At 40.2% G+C, this 16,960-nt stretch carries 17 protein-coding genes; 1 reads left to right on the top strand and 16 read right to left on the bottom strand.

The features are described from left to right. Positions 1 to 148: 148 nt before the first annotated feature. The 3 genes from AC5KOD_RS11465 to ppdK all read right to left on the bottom strand — a co-directional run bounded on the left by AC5KOD_RS11465 (position 149) and on the right by ppdK (position 4,389). Positions 149 to 952, bottom strand: coding sequence for a pyruvate, water dikinase regulatory protein (locus AC5KOD_RS11465; RefSeq protein WP_496914697.1), 804 nt, complete (start codon positions 950 to 952; stop codon positions 149 to 151). A 16-nt stretch (positions 953 to 968) separates the two neighbouring features. After that, the gene (locus AC5KOD_RS11460; RefSeq protein ID WP_496914696.1) at positions 969 to 1,607 is read right to left on the bottom strand and encodes a helix-turn-helix transcriptional regulator; all 639 of its coding nucleotides are present in this window, start codon (positions 1,605 to 1,607) and stop codon (positions 969 to 971) included. Between the two features lie 157 nt (positions 1,608 to 1,764). Continuing rightward, positions 1,765 to 4,389: a pyruvate, phosphate dikinase gene (gene ppdK, locus AC5KOD_RS11455; protein ID WP_496914695.1), complete on the bottom strand. Its 2,625-nt coding sequence runs from the start codon at positions 4,387 to 4,389 to the stop codon at positions 1,765 to 1,767. A gap of 192 nt (positions 4,390 to 4,581) precedes the next feature. On the opposite strand from ppdK, the gene AC5KOD_RS11450 reads away from it, so the two are divergent. Further along, the gene (locus AC5KOD_RS11450) at positions 4,582 to 5,241 is read left to right on the top strand and encodes a histidine phosphatase family protein (protein ID WP_496914694.1); all 660 of its coding nucleotides are present in this window, start codon (positions 4,582 to 4,584) and stop codon (positions 5,239 to 5,241) included. A 158-nt stretch (positions 5,242 to 5,399) separates the two neighbouring features. On the opposite strand, the gene AC5KOD_RS11445 is transcribed toward AC5KOD_RS11450, so the two are convergent. The 13 genes from AC5KOD_RS11445 to AC5KOD_RS11385 form a co-directional block, all read right to left on the bottom strand. Continuing rightward, complete coding sequence (locus tag AC5KOD_RS11445; protein WP_496914693.1) at positions 5,400 to 6,869, bottom strand: glycoside hydrolase family 1 protein; 1,470 nt, start codon at positions 6,867 to 6,869, stop codon at positions 5,400 to 5,402. A gap of 68 nt (positions 6,870 to 6,937) precedes the next feature. Next, positions 6,938 to 8,806 carry a beta-glucoside-specific PTS transporter subunit IIABC gene (locus AC5KOD_RS11440; protein ID WP_496914692.1) on the bottom strand — a complete coding sequence of 623 codons (1,869 nt, stop codon included), beginning with the start codon at positions 8,804 to 8,806 and terminating at the stop codon, positions 6,938 to 6,940. Positions 8,807 to 8,999: 193 nt separating this feature from the next. Beyond that, positions 9,000 to 9,842: a PRD domain-containing protein gene (locus AC5KOD_RS11435; protein ID WP_496914691.1), complete on the bottom strand. Its 843-nt coding sequence runs from the start codon at positions 9,840 to 9,842 to the stop codon at positions 9,000 to 9,002. 234 nt (positions 9,843 to 10,076) lie between these two features. Then, positions 10,077 to 10,385 carry a recombinase family protein gene (locus tag AC5KOD_RS11430; RefSeq protein ID WP_496914690.1) on the bottom strand — a complete coding sequence of 103 codons (309 nt, stop codon included), beginning with the start codon at positions 10,383 to 10,385 and terminating at the stop codon, positions 10,077 to 10,079. 29 nt (positions 10,386 to 10,414) lie between these two features. Continuing rightward, a complete protein-coding gene (locus AC5KOD_RS11425) occupies positions 10,415 to 10,981 on the bottom strand; it encodes a recombinase family protein (protein ID WP_496914689.1) in 567 nt (188 codons plus the stop codon). Continuing rightward, the gene (locus tag AC5KOD_RS11420; protein ID WP_496914688.1) at positions 10,981 to 11,337 is read right to left on the bottom strand and encodes a hypothetical protein; all 357 of its coding nucleotides are present in this window, start codon (positions 11,335 to 11,337) and stop codon (positions 10,981 to 10,983) included. The genes AC5KOD_RS11425 and AC5KOD_RS11420 overlap by 1 nt, the downstream gene beginning before the upstream one ends. 46 nt (positions 11,338 to 11,383) lie before the next feature. Further along, positions 11,384 to 11,908, bottom strand: a complete 525-nt coding sequence (locus AC5KOD_RS11415; RefSeq protein ID WP_496914687.1) for a recombinase family protein — start codon at positions 11,906 to 11,908, stop codon at positions 11,384 to 11,386. A gap of 73 nt (positions 11,909 to 11,981) precedes the next feature. Further along, positions 11,982 to 12,683 (bottom strand): recombinase family protein, encoded by a 702-nt coding sequence (locus AC5KOD_RS11410; RefSeq protein ID WP_496914686.1) that lies wholly within the window; start codon positions 12,681 to 12,683, stop codon positions 11,982 to 11,984. A gap of 21 nt (positions 12,684 to 12,704) precedes the next feature. After that, a complete protein-coding gene (locus tag AC5KOD_RS11405; RefSeq protein ID WP_496914685.1) occupies positions 12,705 to 13,316 on the bottom strand; it encodes a hypothetical protein in 612 nt (203 codons plus the stop codon). 18 nt (positions 13,317 to 13,334) lie between these two features. Next, a complete protein-coding gene (locus AC5KOD_RS11400) occupies positions 13,335 to 14,183 on the bottom strand; it encodes a hypothetical protein (protein ID WP_496914684.1) in 849 nt (282 codons plus the stop codon). Between the two features lie 81 nt (positions 14,184 to 14,264). After that, positions 14,265 to 14,975, bottom strand: a complete 711-nt coding sequence (locus AC5KOD_RS11395) for a hypothetical protein (protein WP_496914683.1) — start codon at positions 14,973 to 14,975, stop codon at positions 14,265 to 14,267. Between the two features lie 27 nt (positions 14,976 to 15,002). After that, positions 15,003 to 16,190, bottom strand: coding sequence for a hypothetical protein (locus tag AC5KOD_RS11390; RefSeq protein ID WP_496914682.1), 1,188 nt, complete (start codon positions 16,188 to 16,190; stop codon positions 15,003 to 15,005). 81 nt (positions 16,191 to 16,271) lie between these two features. Then, entirely contained in the window at positions 16,272 to 16,943 is a 672-nt protein-coding gene (locus AC5KOD_RS11385) for a S24/S26 family peptidase (protein ID WP_496914681.1), read from the bottom strand. Positions 16,944 to 16,960: the final 17 nt, after the last annotated feature.

Genomic DNA, 16,960 nt, shown 5'->3' with positions numbered 1-16,960 from the left:
TTGTTTGGTTACTTTTATTTTAGCAAAAGTGTTCTTATTTTTGTACAACAAAATAATCCAGATGCCAATCAATTTGACTGGTATCTGGATTTTTCGTTTAGACTTATGTCCCAAGCTCTTCTTCTCGCTATACTTATTTCAAATTCTGTTATTGGCGTCGGAAGCCTTCGATAATCGCCGCCGTCTCTTCAACTGCTTTATCATCCACTACAACCACTTGAGCGTTAAGCTTCTTGAAAACATCCTCTGCATATTGAATTTCTTCTTTAATCCGTTCGATGTTAGCATATTTAGACTCGCCACTAAGTCCTAAACCATTTAAGCGAGATTGTCTAATCGTCAAAATCCGTTCTGGATCTGCGGTTAAGCCAATAATTTTTTCTGCTGGGATATCCAGTAATTCCTCTGGTAAGGGAACTTCTGGAATCAATGGCAAGTTAGACACTTTATAACTCTTATTAGCTAGATACATGCTTAGAGGGGTTTTTGAGGTTCTAGATACACCTAAAATAACAAAGTCTGATTGTTTGAAGCCACGGGAATCCTTCCCATCATCATATTTTATCGCAAATTCGATAGCAGCCACCCGATTAAAGTATTCTTGATTTAATTTGTGAAGAGCACCTGGCTCCTCGTTAGGAATAATCCCAGTCTTCCCTTGAATCAACTCAGTTAAAGGTGTCATGTAGTCCACATAATCAAGCCCTGTTCGAGCAGCAAATGCCTCTAATACTTTAACCAAATCGCGACTCACAAGCGTTGCTACAACTACTGCTCGTTCCTTTAATGCATCTGCTAAAATCTTGGTTAGATCGGCTTCATTATTAATAAAAGGAAATCGCCGAATATCCGTTTCATCAATCTCGGGAAATTGTGCCATTACGGCGGAGATAACTTTCTGGGCAGTCTCACCAACAGAGTCTGAGACAATAAATAGGTTTGCTTTCGTCATTTTTTTCATTCCTCTTTTATTCTTCTTTATTTTTTTCGACTTCGTAACCAGCAGCTACAAAATGGCTTAATAACTTACTTTTAGATATTTTGCCAATTACTTTTGAACTGCCCTCTGCTTCCACTACGGGCAAGGAATCAACTTGCTGATGAATAATTAAATAACCAGCATCAATGATTCGTTCTTTCGGCGTAATGGTGATGATATTAGGCACCCTTGTCATAATCATCGCAACAGGTGTCTGACTAATATTGCCATTATTAACAGTTGCTCGCAATAAATCCTTACGAGACAAGAGGCCAACAAAATCTCCTTCATCATCAATTACATAGAGACTGCCTGTATTATGCATAAATAGATCCGTTATTGCATCTTGAATGGACGTCCCTTGTTTAATAAAGACTGGTGGAACCATGATTTCTTGGACCTTTAGGTGGAATAACTCTTCGTAAAGCAAAGGTTCAATCGTCTGACCCGAATAAATATAACCAACTCGAGGTCGTGCATCAAGTATCCCTGTCATAGTCAAAAGGGATAAATCGCTTCTTAAGGTCGGCTTAGTTAACCCTAGCTTCTCCGCAATCTTATCGCCACTAATGGGTTCGTTACTTTTGACTATCTTAATAATTTTTTTCTGTCTTTCTGATAGCTCCATGTTAATCCCTCGTCTTATTAGTTAATAATTACATTATATAAGACGTATCATTCAATTACAATAGCTTTATTAAAAACTTAAAAAGAATATAAAAGAGTCATAATGATCGTATTAGATTTAAAACAACCTATTTTATGAGAGAGAATTTTCTTTAAAACTAGGCTCTCTTCTCCCGTATGGCAGCGTGTGCCACAGCTAAACGAGCAATCGGTACCCTGTAAGCAGAGCATGAGACGTAATCTAAGCCAATTTCTTGGAAGAAGGCGATAGATTCAGGATTGCCGCCAACTTCCCCACAGACCCCAATTTTCAGATTTGGTTTAGTCTCGCGCCCCTTTTTAACTGCCATCTGCATTAATTGACCAACCCCTTCTATATCTACCTGTTGGAATGGATCGAGTGGTAAAAGTCCCTCTCTTTGATAATGAGTAATAAATTTTCCGGCATCATCACGAGAATAACCGTACGTCATTTGTGTAAGATCGTTTGTTCCAAAACTAAAGAATTCTGCTGTTTCCGCTAGCTGATCCGCAATCAGGCAAGCCCGTGGCAACTCAATCATCGTCCCAATTGTGTAATTAACTTCTTGTTGTTCCTCAGCGAATACACGCTCGATAACAGCAATCAATATGCCTCTTAAACGCTCTAATTCCGCTTTAACGCCAACCAGAGGAATCATGATTTCTGGCTCAACCTTCACACCCGCTTTGGCTAACTCACAACTACTGCGAATAATCGCTTCAACCTGCATTTCATATATTTCAGGAAAGGTCACGCCAAGACGACACCCACGATGACCTAGCATTGGATTCGTCTCATGTAGATCTCTAACGCGAGCTTGTAAGGTCAAGACATCCATCTCTAATTCTTTTGCTAATTCACGTTCTTCTTTTTCAGTATGCGGTAAAAACTCATGTAAAGGCGGATCAAGCAGACGAATCACAATTCCACGTTCCTGTGTCACTTGAAAGAGTGAGCGAAAATCTTCTGTTTGAACACTTAACAGGGTTTTTAATGGTGCTCGGCGTTCCTCGAGAGTTTCTGCTAAAATCAATTGACGCATGGCCTTTAAGCTCGATCCTTCAAAAAACATATGCTCCGTTCGAGCTAACCCAATGCCCGTTGCCCCAAACTTAAAGGCAGCGGTCATATCTTGAGTGGTTTCAGCATTCGCCCTCACTTTCATCGTAGCAACCTGATCAGCCCACTGCATTAATTCTTGGAAGACCTGGCTTTCTTCACTGCGCTCAGTCTCAACAGCGCCGAGATAAATAATTCCATGACTTCCATCGACTGAAATAATATCCCCTTCTTTAAGTAGCCCCTCACCGTAACGGATGGTTCTAACTGTCTCATTTACCTCTAAATCCTGACAACCAGCGACACAACATGTTCCCATACCGCGCGCAACCACTGCAGCATGAGAGGTCATCCCGCCACGACTCGTCACAATTGCCTGACTAATGCTCATCGCCTCCACATCCTCTGGCGATGTTTCTTGACGAACAAGGATCACCTTCTCTCCCTCAGACACATACTTTTTCGCCGTTTGAGTATCAAAAACGACCATTCCTGTAGCCGCACCAGGACTCGCTGGTAGGCCATGGCCAATTTCTGCTGCCTGTTTCAACCCGTCTAATGTAAAAATCGGGTGTAGCAATTGATCAATCATCTCTGGCTGAATTCGTAATAGCGCCTCTTCCTTTGAAATAATCCCTTCAACGGCAAGGTCATGAGCCACTTGAAAAGAGGCTCTCGCCGTTCGTTTTCCATTACGTGTTTGTAAAAAATACAGAACGCCCTCTTCAATTGTAAACTCAATATCCTGCATATCAGCATAGTGTTTTTCTAATAACATCGCTGTTTGTTGAAAAGTCTGAAACACCTCTGGCATTCTGTCAGCCAATTGACTAATAGGCTCTGGCGTACGAATCCCGGCTACCACATCTTCTCCCTGAGCATTCAGTAAAAATTCGCCAAATAACTGATTATCGCCTGTTGCAGGATGACGCGTAAAAGCAACACCTGTCCCACTATTTTCGCCACTATTTCCAAAAACCATCGTCTGAATATTAACTGCTGTCCCTAAATCATGAGGCAGACCATTCAAATTGCGGTAAACAATTGCCCGATGATTATTCCACGATCTAAATACGGCTTCAATCGCCAAAAAGAGTTGTGTCAATGGCTCTTGCGGAAACGCTTGATGAATCGTTTCTTGATAAATATCTTGATACGCCCGAACCACTTGCTTTAAATCCTCTGCAGTCAAATCTGTATCTGATTGGTACTCATATTGATCCTTCAAGTAATCTAAGTATTGTTCAAAGCGATTTTTATCAATCCCGTAAACCACATCACCAAACATCTGCAACAATCGGCGATAGCAATCATAAGCAAAGCGCGCATCTCCTGTTTTTTGAGCCAGTGCCTCAACGGTCTGATCATTAAGCCCTAAATTTAAAATAGTGTCCATCATCCCCGGCATTGAGAAAACTGAACCACTTCGCACAGACACTAGCAACGGATCATGACTGTCATTAAAATTTTTCCCATGAGCGACCTCTAACTCCTTTAAAGCCCCTAATACCTCTTGCTGCAATTCTTGAGATAACTGCTCCTGCTGATTTAAATAAGTCATACAAGCACCTGTACTTATAGTAAAACCTGGAGGAACGGGTAAACCAAGACTTACCATCTCCGCTAAATTAGCGCCCTTCCCTCCTAAAATTTCCTTCATAGAGGCATTACCTTCGTGAAACTGAAAGACCTGTTGGCTCATTAGAAACTCTCCATTCTTCAATAAGACGTATTATTGTTGATAAACACAATATATATGACGTCTTATTAAAAATCAATAGTTTTAGATAAATTTAATCATTCTTAACATTGGTCACTTAGAATAATTGCTCGTAAAATCAACGATTTATGCTATAGTTATAGTAACTAACAGATAAAGGATGTGACTGAGTAAATGAATTCTGAAACAATACTTTACCTAACAAGACATGGTCAGACCATGCTTAACGCAACTAAGCGAGTCCAAGGCTGGGCTGATGCTCCGTTAACACCTGAAGGACGCAAAAGCATCACTTACTTGAGTAAAGGACTAAAGGATATTCCTTTTTCTGTCGCCTATTCTAGCGATAGTGGTCGTGCTCAAGAGACAACACAGTTAATTTTAGATAGACAAGCCACCATCGCTCATCATTGCGATCCTAGAATCAGAGAATGGAGCTTTGGCAGCTTTGAAGGTGAATTAGAAGCCACTTGGATGCAAATGATGGCAAACCGAGCTGGTTTTGAGCATGCCGCTGACATGATGGCAGAATCCCCTTCTTACGAGCAAATCGCTGAGGCAATTTTTGATTTAGATGAACGTGGCTGGGCTGAACCATATGAACTCATCGAAAAACGAATTCTAACAGGAATAACAGATATTGCTGAAAAGGAAGCTGGCCACGTTTTAGTTGTCACTCATGGTTTAACCATCTCTCATTTTCTTTCACTTGTTTCCAAGCAACCCGTTTACCCTCAGCTTGAAAATGGCAGCATTTCAAAGGTTCGTTACCACAAAGGACAATTTGAGGTCTTAAGCGTTAATGATATGACTTACTTAGAACAAGGAAAATAACGTAAATAGCCTGAGAAAGGTCACTCCTCTCTCAGGCTATTTTATTTATCTAAATTAATTGCTGCTTTCTTGAATCACACAAGGCCCCATCCACATCTATAAAAATTATTTTCCCCATAAAATTTCTCCAAATTCTTACAAACTAATTTCTAACCTCCTTAGCCTAGATTCTCCCCGTTAGAAGCAATAACTTCCTTGTACCAATAGAAAGAGTCCTTAGGAGTACGGTCTAAGCTTCCATTTCCCTGATCGTCTTGATCCACATAGATAAAACCGTAACGCTTACTCATCTGAGACGTGCCACAACTTATCAAATCAATACAGCCCCAAGTGGTATATCCCATTAAATCAACACCATCGATAATCGCTTCCTTCATTTGCTCCACATGCTTCTTGATGTAATCAATTCGGTAATCATCATGAATTTTACCATCTTCAGATATACTATCCTTGGCTCCCAAACCATTTTCACAAACGAATAGCGGCAACTCATAACGATCATACAGCTTCATCAATGAGATTCGCAACCCTATCGGATCAATTGGCCAATCCCATTGTGACAACTCCAAGAATTCATTTTTAATCGGACTATCAAATGAGCCTGCAAGCTTAGCTGCATCTGGACGAGCTTCTGTCACATGAGTCATATAGTAACTAATAGCCACAAAATCAACTGTTCCTGCCTTCAAGATAGCCTCATCTTCCTCCTCCATCACAATAGTCAACTGATTATCAGCGAAATAGCGCGTCATATAAGTGGGATAAGCGCCACGAGCTTGGACATCAGGATAAAACATATTCAATTGATTGGATTTTAATGCTTGTAACTGATCTTCTGGTTTTGTTGTTTTAGCATAGGACTCAATCTGATTAATCATACAGCCGATTTTAGCAGTCGGCATTAGCTCATGGGCCAGCTTGACTGCTAAGGCACTTGCGATAAACTGATGGTGAGACGCTTGATACGTCGCTTCTAACAGATTATCAAGCTTATCAGTTAACGTTCCTGCCCCAGTATATAGGCTATTCAAATTCATATTCATCTCATTGAATGTAATCCAATACTTAACTTTCCCCCCGTATCGTTCAAATAAGACCCGAGCATAACGTTCAAACAGTGGAATCAATTCACGGCTAACCCAGCCATTGTATTTTTTTGTCAATTCAATTGGCATCTCATAATGAGACATGGTCACAAGAGGTTCAATTCCGTATTTAGCACATTCATCAAACACCTTATCATAGAAAGCAAGGCCTTCTTCATTCGGTTCAGTTTCCAATCCTGTCGGAAAAATACGCGCCCAAGAAATTGAAATTCTAAAGGTTTTAAAGCCCATTTCTGCGAATAGCGCGATGTCCTCTTGATAACGGTGATAAAAATCAATTCCCCACCGTTTAGGGAATAAATATTTTTCTGGATGCTCCGTATATTCACTCAACTCTTTTGAACTAACATTAAATGTAAAATTATCCACCGCGCCTTTAGCATATGGATCTTTATATGCTGCCAAATCTGAGGTTGATAACCCTTTTCCCCCTTCATCAAATGCTCCTTCTATTTGATTAGCTGCTGTAGCACCACCCCATAAAAAGCCTTCTGGAAAACCTGTTTTTACGTTGTTTATCATGCTTATTTCCTCCTAATGATTTCATTTATTAATAAAAGTCTACGACTCTTTATTTCTTCTAATACGGCTTAATTGATTAACATTAATAATTTAGTTTCACCTGCTGCTACCACTGCCTCAGCGGTGTGTATCACATCAAGATATTGCGCAGCATTTGTTACAATAACAGGGCTAATCATGTTATAGTTTTTTGCGACTAGTTCAGCCAAATTAAAGCCTATCAACGGATCACCTAAGCTTACTTTTTGACCATCTGTCACAAACAGCTCAAAGCCCTGCCCTTGTAACTCCACCGTTTCAAGCCCAATATGAATAAGGACCTCAACGCCATCATCAGATCGTAATCCTATCGCGTGATTCGTCGGAGTCACCATCATCACCTCGCCAGTAAATGGTGCCTTCACTATTCCCTCTGTCGGTACTATAGCAACGCCCTTGCCAACCATCCCTTCTGAAAAAGTGGCATCTGGCACCGTTTCAAGTGGTTGAATTCGTCCTGTTAGCGGGCTTAATACTTCAATCGGCTGCTCACTAGCCATAGCTTTTGTCACCGATTCACGTGGTACGACAACAGCCACTTTTTCTTGCTCATCATCAAATTTTAATAACAACGTCACCACGAATGAAACAGCAAAACTAACGCCAATCCCAATCAACGCTATCAGAAAATTAGATGTTCCTTTTTCAATATAAGACGGCAACGCCATAATACCTGGTACTGCAAAAGCAAAGGTTTTAACATGGAATAGTCCATAAATTGCCCCACCAGCAGCTCCACCAGCCAAACTAGCATAAAAAGGTTTTTTTAGCTTCATCGTCACACCATAAATGGCCGGTTCAGTAATTCCAAATACAGCAGGTATCAAGGTTGAAAATGACAATTGCTTCATTTTCTGATTCTTCGTCTTTAGTAAAACTCCTAGGACCGCTCCTGCTTGTGCCAAGTTAGCCACTAAATTCATTGGCAATAACATGATGTCATAACCAACCTTGTCAAAGCTGGCAAATGTACTTGGAAAGAACGCATAGTGCATACCCGTGATAACAATAAGAGGCATCAATCCCCCCATCAACAAACCGGCAAAAGGACCTGCCACCTCAAATAGAGTAGCAAAGAAACGTTCTAAATAAACACCGATATAATTACCAAGTGGGGCAATAAACATCAGTGTCAATGGCGCCGTAATTATTAAGGTCAATAAAGGCGTAAAGATAATTTTTAGCGATTTTGGCACTAGTTTATTGATATAGCGATGAACATAACTAAGTAATAATACCCCTAATATAATCGGCAGTACTGACGAAGCATAACTATTCATAGGAATACTCATTCCAATAAATTTCAAGCTAGTAACCTCACCGCCAGCTGCATAATTCATCAATGTTGGATACATCAGAATTCCTGCTAAGGTAACCGCCAAAGAGGCTTCTGTTTTAAATCGTTTTGCCGCCGAAAAAGCTATTAGAAAGGGTAAAAAATGAAAGGGAGCATCCGAAATCACTGTCAATATTTCGTAATTAGAACTTGTTTCTGACATCAAATTCAGTGCGACAAGTAATGCCATAACCCCTTTAAGTAGACCGCCCCCCGTAATCGCAGGTAGTAGCGGGGTAAAAATTCCTGAGACCGTGTCTAACACTCGTTCAATCAGATTTCCTTTCACCTGTGGCTGATCGTCATCACTTACGCTAGTCTCTAACAAGCGAGCTAATTCATCATACACAGCGGTAACCTCGTTACCAATAATAATTTGAAATTGCCCACTTTGAAACTGAGCCCCTAAAACACCTTCTAATTGTTTGATCGCACCATCATTTATTTTTGTTTTATCTTTAAAATTAAATCGCAAACGAGTGATACAATGCCAGCTTTGATTAATATTCTCACTACCGCCCATTTGTGCGACGATCTCTTTTGCTAATTGTTTTTTATCCATTGCTCTTCTCCTTTTTTTCCTTTAGGCTAGTGAAGCATCTAAGTCGACTAGGTACCATAATCGACTACAATTATGACTTTTCTGTATAAAAATAACCTAAACAAAAATCTACACAGTAAATCCACTTTCTTTACTTGTGCAAATTTTTGCTTAGGTTAATGCCTATTTTCAGTGACACGCCTGACGCAAACATTTAATTTTTTTTATTCTCTTTAATAATTCGTTCAATATGAATGACTAGATAAACTAATTCATCCTCAGTAATTTTCCAGCCATACTCTCTTTCCAACATTTCTTTGATCATGAGACCACAAGCATAGCTCTTCATATAACGCTCTTGAATAATTTCTTTTAAGCTAACATCCATTTCAACTTTACTAATATCATTACTTCGTTGTCTTGCAATAAAATAACGTAAGTGAGTAATAAAACGCGAATAATTGATGGTCGTTTTATCCAAAGAAACCTCGAATAACGATTGGATAATTTTAACAATATTCTTCGTCACTGTTGTGACTTGGATCGTTTCTCCCATAGTTTGATTATCCATTTGGGCATTAACCAAATGAAGTGCAATAAACGACGCTTCAGTCTTAGGCAAGGCCACTCCCAGAGATTCTTGAATCACTCCCAAGGCTCGTTCACCCACCTCATATTCCTCGAAGTAAAGATGAGGAATTTCCCACTGAAAAGGACTGTCAATATCCAAGTTTTGCGCCTTACGCTCAAGTGCAAATCTTAAATGATCAGCTAAAGTAAACAAAATAGACGAATTTAACTTCTTAGAAAGAGTCGTTTCACCTAGATTAACTATTTTCTCAGTGACTGCCAACAGCTCAGGCGTCAAGCCCTCTAAGAGTTGACTAACTTGACTATTCACATCAGATTGAAAAATTTTACTTGCTAGACTTCGGTCTACTCTATCGCCTTTTTTCTTTTTAAACCCAATTCCGGTTCCAAATGCAACTAACTCTTCATCAGCTTCTGTCACAGCTAAAATAATGTTATTATTCAATGATTTTATTACTGTCAGCATTTGATTCCCTCCTAAAAAAAGCATAAAAAAACACCAACATCAATTTAACATTTACGAGAAAAAGGCACTCCTTTTTCTACGTTGTGATTGACTTGGTGGTGCCTGATCGTATCAGTAACACTCCTGTATCTAACTGTACCTAGACTTTATCATATTAAGAAAGGGTTGTCAAATATTTATTTTACATGTCTTATCAGTTGTTATTTTAAAAGAGGCTCAAAGTACTTTTAGCCTCTACAAAAGTCCGTTTGTCCGCTTATAATAATTTAAATGGAGTTGAGTACTCCAACTGATGACCTGTACCTCTTTCCACCTTAGGAGACTTAACACACGTGAAATATCGCTCGCCTCGCGCCCAAACACTTGCAAACTGGCTATTACTACCGTATCCCCCGCTTCAAGTTTTTCAATCAGCTGAGCATAAGCATCTCGTTTTCCTAGCCGCTCAATAAAAATTGTCTCACACTGATAATCTGAGACAATTTTTAATTGATCGTTAGTCGGTAATGGTCTTTTTTGTCGCACATATCCATAAGTTGCCATCTACTATCTTCTTTCTCTTCAAAATGACCTTAACTTAATGACGCTTCACTAGGAATTGTTTCTTCCTGTTGAGTATATTTATAAACACTCCCTAATGAGACCTCACACTCTGTCGCTATCCGTCTCATAGACCACTTTTGATCATGATATAAAAAGGAGATCCGATCAATCGTGTTCTCATCTAAAGTTGGACGACCTATTGGCTTACCAATCTGGCGCGCCATCCTAATTTTTTGCTTCATTCGTTCGCTTTTACAGTCGCTATCTGTTTCTGCAAGCAAGTCAAAAAAAGGATAAAAAAAGCGATCAGACTGCGTATCTAAGCCATCCTCAACACTGATCAATCGAATCTTCTTCTCTTTAAATAACCCTATCATCGATTGCAATTGGCGAAGACTTTTACCAAACACTTGCAGACTCATTACCACAACTTGATCAAAATCATTCAATCTAGCTAGTAGAACCATTAACTCCGTCTCTTCAACAAGTGAGGCTCCTTCAAAAAACAGCTCGTCACACTCATATTTAACAAGCCCTGCTAATTGCTCTGTTTCATTCATTGGAAATCCTTTTCTAACGTAGCCATACTTAGCCATTAAGCCTCTCTCCCTTCAATTTTAGGCTTGATCAACTCACTTAAATACGCACTTTCTGCCCCATAAGGCGGATAAACCAAGACCTCCTGCAACTCGTTGTAAATAACCGCCAACTCTTTCATTTCTTCATAAACTACTCGCGGTAGCTTCACATAACCTAGAAATCGCCTGACAGTTACTTGACTTAGCAGTAGCTCCTCTTTTTCTTTCACCATGTGCCGTAATATTGGCTGATATTTAAAGCTATACCAGCCTTCAGGGTAGTTCTGTTGATAGGTATACCATGCCCAGCTCAAGCCTTCTAAAGCTTTCTTTAACTGACTGTACTCTCTATATGACATGATTTTCTTTTTCATCTTATTCACTCATATCCTTTGGTTTTCTTTTCAGAAAAAAACTTACTCACGCTAACTTTACGTATTTATGGACCGTTCCTAAAGACACCCCACACTCAACTGAAATATCACGCAGAGTTTTCTTTTGAACACGGTGCAGATTCTTAATCTTACTAATCGTTTCATCATTAATCGTTGGCCTGCCACTAACAATGCCATTTGCATGAGCTTTTTTTAACCCTTGGCGTGTTCGGCGACTAATAATTGCTTTTTCATCACGTGCCAACTCATACAGCCATTCAAAATAAAGAGTATCTGATGGAATGTTTTTTTCAATCACTCGCAGTACTATATTTTCTCGCTTAATCAGTGTTAATAAAGGGAGTAATTGACTCACCTGTAACCCCATACTTTGAAAATTGACGACTACCAGTAACTCTTTTTTATGTCCCAATAAAAAGGCTTCAAATTGCTCAAAATTATCCTGATTCTCCCCTGCCTCAACGATTCTTTCACACTGTCCCTCCGTCATTAATCGGTGACGCTCATTCTTACAGCCAGTTTTCACTGTATAACCAATGATTGGTGTCACAGTCCTCTTCCCCTTTCACTTTGTTGGCTGACAATAATATTGCTAAAATGAACTCTTTGCCAACAACTATTTTTTACGATTCTGTTGTATCTGAATAGGTGAAATAAATAATCGAGCCCGTTGCTACGGCACCTATCACCAACTGTAAAAGCCAACTATCAGAATACTGCCGAGCAATTTGCAGACTGATGAGAGTCACCAAAAATGTCCCTACTAACCAGCCAATATGCTTAACTTGCATCATTTGTTGCTTTATACGATAAACCGTTGCTTGAGAAACATTGTAAAGCTTGGCCGTTCGTCTCAATGAATAATCTTGAAGTAAGGCATTAAAAATCCCCCAATAGCCTTTTCGCCCCTTCTCATTTTTTGAAAAAGCCCGATAATTACGCTTCTCTTCTTTACTTTCCTGTCCGACTGAAATAATTTTCAAGCCTTTGCCTGTGGACTGAACGCTTTTATTCATCCATCTCATCAACTGGCGCCACTCTTTTAAAGTTAAGCGAGCAAAACTGGCCACCTCCAAGTAAAGATGACGGGCTTCCATATCAGTCAAAATCACGAGCCACTCACTTGGTAAATCACTCAAATCATCTAGTGACGGAATCAAAACAGTATCTCCCTTTTGAGCAGTCGACAAAACGTTCTGAAACTCTACACGTTCTGCCCAATTTTCACGGTGGTGGCTCGTTTCCTGCCAAACTTTGTCAGCCCCTAGCTCTATTAATTGTCTCTTGGTAGTTGGCGAAGAATTTTTACTATACCCGAGCTTCATTCCAGGGCCTCCCTTCGTTCTTCACTCTTTCAGACCTGTTAAAATCTGATCGACTTGATACAATGGTCCGTCAGTCACAGCAGGTGTTTTTCGCCACCATGCCTCACGGTAGGCGTGGCCTTTGCTAGTAATTGCTTCAACTTTCATCACAAGCTTCAACTGATCCCCACTCACCATTCCTGAACTGGCCTGTAGCTGAGTGAAAATCGGCGCAGTTTCACCAGAAGCACCTGTTTCCAATTTTTTTGAATAATAATAATAGCCGTCCCCACCAGCTAACCAATCAGATTGTGTCACATCTGCAAGAACTTCAGCTGAGCTGACCGATTTCTGACGATTTAATGAATCAACTAAAATCGGCTGGATCATCACTCGAATAAACATCGCTTCTGTCCCTTTATTTTGAACACTTACCCGTCGTTCAACTCGTTGATTAGCAGGTAAAGAAGTCGTACCGCCAGTACCAGAATCCTTTAGCAAAACATGAAGCTCTCCTACTTGCTGATTCGTTCGTTTAAGATCAGATTCAGTCAAATACGCATTCGTTTCAGGAAACATCACACTTAGAAACATTACATACGTGCTTAGAGCAACGGTGATGACTGTTTTTAGCGGAAATTTTTGTCGTTTCACGGTCTTGCCTCCCTTTCCTTAGCGTCTGGATAACTCATACTCAAATGCATCATAAACTGGATTACCACTACTTTCTGGTATCTGCCACTGACCGTAAACACCGTTCGTTGCTTCACCAGCATTTGCGGTCACATCTAATCGGTGTAAGCTACCTTTTAGACGATTCGGTGCTGCCTCTGATAACTCAAGCTGATCGACTAAAACAGTCGTCATAGCTCCCGGATCTACCAATTTTGAATAATAATAGTAGCCAGTCTGAGTACCGACTTCCTCCTGATAGAGCCAATAGCCTGTCTCAGGTGGTGTTACAGGGTCGACTACGCCCCATGTATAACTCACAAAAGACAAATCCGTTGGTCGACTTTCCTGTCCTTTTCGGTAAACATAGCTTGATAATGTATCGGTCTGATAGTAGGTCACCTCGTCTGGTGTATAACGTCCGCCAACCTGCCAAGTAGTTGGATAGTCTAATAAAACTTTCGGTTTCCCCTCCAATGCCGGGTATGTTTTTAAATGACCATTCCCCGTCTGGTCCACTGTGTCCACTTCTAATGTCAGTATGCTTTCTTTTAAATTCACTCTAATAAACACAGGAACTTGGCCTGTATTAGCCACCTTTATCCCAGGAGTCAATGGAGCTTGATGAGTCAATAAACCACCTAGCTGTCCCTGAACTTCAATCGTTGGAACTAGAAGTTCTTCTTTCCCCTGCATATGATTTTTTCGCCACTTGGCAAAACTCGTCCAAGCAAAGGTCGCATTAATCACTAATACAAGACTTAATAAGCCCATGAATACCCCAAAAAACCGTTTGTTTTCTTGTAAAGACAATCCTTTTCGCTTCACATTGCGCTGTCTATTAGTCACACTAGACCTCCCTTCTACCCCTATCATCAATTGAATGAATGACATGATCCTTCACTCAACTCATGATAGGGTTCTAAAGCATCATGAGTTGGTTCGAGCTTGCTTTTTTTTCGCCACAATCAAACTAACCATCGTCACACATAAGCCAATCAAAACTCCAATTGCTGCCCAGCGCCATTCTTCTCCCGTTTGTGGTAAAAAAGGAGAGAGCTTTGGCTTGGGTTTTGGTGCGGGTTTTGGTTTACTAGAATCAATTGTTGGCTCCGTTTCATTACTGGCATAGAACACCCAATAAAACTCGGCATCATTGACCTTTTTCCAGCTCTCTTCAGGATACTCATCCGACACTGTAAAGACTGCTTTCAACGTACGCGTCGTCCCTGTCTCGTAGTCTCCTAAGTCAATCGGCAAACTATTTTTCTGCTGCTTGCTAATGCCTGCCAAATTTCCTTCATAGATAACTTTGTCTTCCAGCCATAGTTTGACACTTATCGCTTCTAATAAATTAACCTCGCCTCTGACTTTATCTGCTTTCATATCAAGACGTAAGGTAAACGTCCCTTCTTTTTGAGCATAATTACTGATTGAGATTGCTTTCTCAAAAGTCAGCCCCGGCTTAATATCTGTGTGTTCAATGAAATACTTGCCATCGTCTCCTACTTGTAAGCCACTATCATCCCCAACTATCACTCCTGGTGGTAGCACTTCTGTTGCATCAACAGAAGTGCCCCAACCGAAGAGACTGAACAAGCTGATAAGGACCAAAAGAGACAAATAGTTCTTTTTGATCATTCTTGTTCCTCCATTACTTAGCTAAGCTTACTCCGCATCTGCGATTGCTTTGAAGTACGTGTACATTTTATCGGTTGTCGTTAAGCCCCAACCGCCTGACCCTTTGCCACTTTGAGCATCATCAACAGCTGCTTCCATTGCGGCTAAGTATGACGGAATAGCTTCCATGCCAATCCACAAATCATAGCTTGAGATTCCATATGAATCGTCTTGCGGAATTTGAATTGATTGTAAAACAGTGCTACCAGTGGTCGTACTTGCTGGTAATTTCTTTGTATAATAGAAGTAACCATCATCTTTGTTATAGAACCAATCCTTAGCTCCAATATTAGCCTCATCAGTTCCAACATTTCCCATTACATAAATCATAGTTGGATCAATCGCTGATTTTGTTGGATCAGCTGGTTTCGACGCAACTAAAGTTGTATCTGATAATTTGATTGAATTACCTGCCCAGTTATTTTCAACTTTTGCGACAGATTCTTTTCCGTAACCATAGTATTTCAAGTCCCCTGGAACGCCTGTTGGGCTTGTTTGACCTTGAGTTGTATACGTATAGCTGTTATCTGCTTGTTTTAACGGTGTTCCTGTTACTTTTTGCGCCACTTGTGCATCATCTGCTGCAAATGATCCTGAGAAGACAGGTACTTTTGTGCCCGGATTGTCAAACTCGAAATGGGTTGGGAAGTAAGCAACTGGTGTTTTCTTCACATAAATCAACGCACGTTTATCATCATTGACATATAATTTGTAGCCGATATCGCCATTGGTTGGAGCGACTGGTGCCACGCCATCAATTCTCAAATCAGTTGTCTTGTCTTCCCATAAACTGCTGACTTTCGTGTATTCAGATGAATCAATAATCACTGGGAAGCCCGCATCCACTAAATTAGCATAATCTTTTAAGACTGATGCAGGATCTAGTTTATGTAGCATCTCCTCAAATGACAAACGGATAAACACATTACTGTCTGACGCATTTACCACGCCGACTTCCTTTTTAATTTCGCCACCGGGCTTGATTTCTGGATTTGGGAACTGCTCCACGATAGAGACTTCCCCTGTTTCAAATCCACGGGACTGCATGTGGTTCTTTTTCCAGTCTACGTATGATGTCCAGGCAAATGTCCCAGCGATCATCGCAATGACTGCGAGTGCTGCCAATGTTACAACAGCTTTTTTCTTCTTTTGCTTATTTTTTCCGTAAAAGTTCATCGAAAAAAACCTCCTATGTTTTCTTTTTTTATATTAACGATTCCTATTGGAACCCTCATATACCTCATTTATTGGCACATTTTACGCCCGTGCTCGGCGCTTTTTATCCTCGAATTTCGGGATGCTTAGGTAGTATTTCAGCGTTAAACTAAAGCCAAAAACCACACAAATTAAGGTTAAAACTATCACCAATTTATCACGGATAAACTGAATGCCTTGACCAATCCCCGGCACATGACCAATGACTTTCCCTACTACCTGAGACTTTTGAATCGGCAAATCTTTCCCAGTATTGGCATCTCCTTGAGTGGTTAAGCCTAATAATTCTTCACCGTCACTTTTTCCGACAAGAGGGGTATCAACCTCAATAATTCTATGAGTTAAATAGGCAGTCTTATTGCCTTTGACCGGATAAAAGGTAATAATGTCATGCTTAGTTAACAATTCTGGGTCAATTTGCTTGATGATGATTAAATCACCAGCGACAAATCCCCCTTTTAGTTTAGGCTTACTGGGATTGGGTGCCATCGAGTTAGTTTTAACCGTCATAAATCGGTAACCATAAAAGGATTTATCAGGTGAATCATTAAAATTAAATAACAACGCTCCGATAAATATCCCAATCACACAGATATAAAATGTAACATTCCAGATAAGCGTTAATAGACGTTTAGTCGGACTCGGTGGCAATACTTTAGGAGTTGAATGTCGCTGTTTACGTACCGACGACCGTCGTTGCTTTTTCTTCTTCACGTCTCAAAGTCCTCCTA

It is taken from the genome of Vagococcus sp. WN80Y (assembly GCF_059621045.1).
Note: the sequence above shows the minus strand (reverse complement) of the source record. Positions and strands in the feature narration are given on the sequence as shown.